The organism is Mesorhizobium sp. M7A.F.Ca.US.014.04.1.1, from assembly GCF_003998745.1.
GTDB lineage: Bacteria > Pseudomonadota > Alphaproteobacteria > Rhizobiales > Rhizobiaceae > Mesorhizobium > Mesorhizobium ciceri.
The window spans coordinates 1-1,258 of the sequence record NZ_RZRW01001016.1 but is presented as its reverse complement, the minus strand read 5'-3'; the positions used below and the strand labels follow the sequence as shown (position 1 = coordinate 1,258).

2 protein-coding genes are annotated in these 1,258 nt (G+C 65.3%); both read left to right on the top strand.

The window, feature by feature from the left end; all coding sequences use genetic code 11:
• On the top strand, positions 1-818 hold an 818-nt coding region (locus EOA22_RS34080; protein ID WP_164756200.1), incomplete at its 5' end, for an aminopeptidase.
• 21 nt (positions 819-839) lie between these two features.
• On the top strand, positions 840-1,193 hold the full coding sequence (locus EOA22_RS34075; RefSeq protein WP_063167641.1) for a DUF488 domain-containing protein: 354 nt from the start codon (positions 840-842) through the stop codon (positions 1,191-1,193).
• Positions 1,194-1,258 lie beyond the last annotated feature (65 nt).

The window sequence follows — 1,258 nt, the reverse complement described above, 5'->3', positions numbered from 1 at the left end:
TCGACATCAATTGGAACATCGTCGCCTATCCGGGCCTCGCCTGGGCCAAACAGGTCTTCCCCGGCGATGCCGACGATGTTGCGGGCGTGAAACTCGCCGATGCCATCTTCGCCGCGTCGCGGGTCGATGTGGAGGATCCGATCGGCAACTGGAGGGCGCACAACGCGGCGCTGCGCAGCCGCACCGAATGGCTCAACGGCCATAATTTCCATGCGCTGCACTTCACCGGACCGGGCACCGACCTGACGGTTGGACTGGCGGACGGCCATGAATGGATGGGCGGCGCCTCGACCGCCAAGAACGGCATCACCTGCAACCCCAACATCCCGACCGAGGAGGTCTTCACCACGCCGCATGCGGGGCGAGTCGAAGGCCATGTCTCCTCGACCAAGCCGCTGTCCTACCAGGGCACGCTGATCGACGACATTTCGGTGCGTTTCGAAGAAGGCAGGATCGTCGAGGCCAAGGCATCGAAGGGCGAGGACGTGCTGAAGAAAGTGCTCGACACCGACGAGGGCGCGCGCCGTCTCGGCGAGGTGGCGCTGGTGCCGCATTCCTCGCCGATATCGGCCAGCGGCCTGTTGTTCTTCAACACGCTGTTCGACGAGAACGCCGCCTGCCACATCGCGCTCGGCCAATGCTATTCGAAGTGCTTCGTCGACGGCGCCTCGCTCAGCCAGGACGAGATCGCCGCGCGCGGCGGCAACAAGAGCTTCATCCACATCGACTGGATGATCGGCTCGGACAAGATCGACATCGATGGCGTCCACAAGGACGGCGCCCGCGTGCCTGTCATGCGCAAGGGCGAGTGGGCCTGAGGGTTCCAGCCAGGAGGTGTGATGGCCTTCAAGATCGCGGTCAAGCGTATCTACGAGCCGCCCGCTGCCGATGACGGGCAGCGGGTTCTGGTCGACCGCATCTGGCCGCGCGGCGTCAGCAAGCAAGACGCCGCGCTGACGCTGTGGTTGAAGGACATCGCGCCGAGCGACGAGTTGCGCAAATGGTTCGGACACGAGGCGGTGCGCTGGGCGGAGTTTCAGGAGCGGTATGGCGCTGAGCTGGATGGGAATGGCGCGGCGGTGACGCAGTTGCGAGGCCTGCTGGGTAACGGCAAGGTGACGCTGCTCTACGGCGCGCTTGACGAGGCGCACAACAATGCGGTGGCGCTGGCGGGGTATCTGCGCGGACGCTGAGATTTTATGGCGGTCGGCGGGACAGCGCCCCCCCTCTGGCCTGCCGGCCATCTCCCCCTCAGGTG

Excerpts from the sequence above, each read along its gene's own strand:
- EOA22_RS34075 (WP_063167641.1), top strand. The coding sequence starts at position 840 with ATGGCCTTCAAGATCGCGGTCAAGCGTATCTACGAGCCGCCCGCTGCC.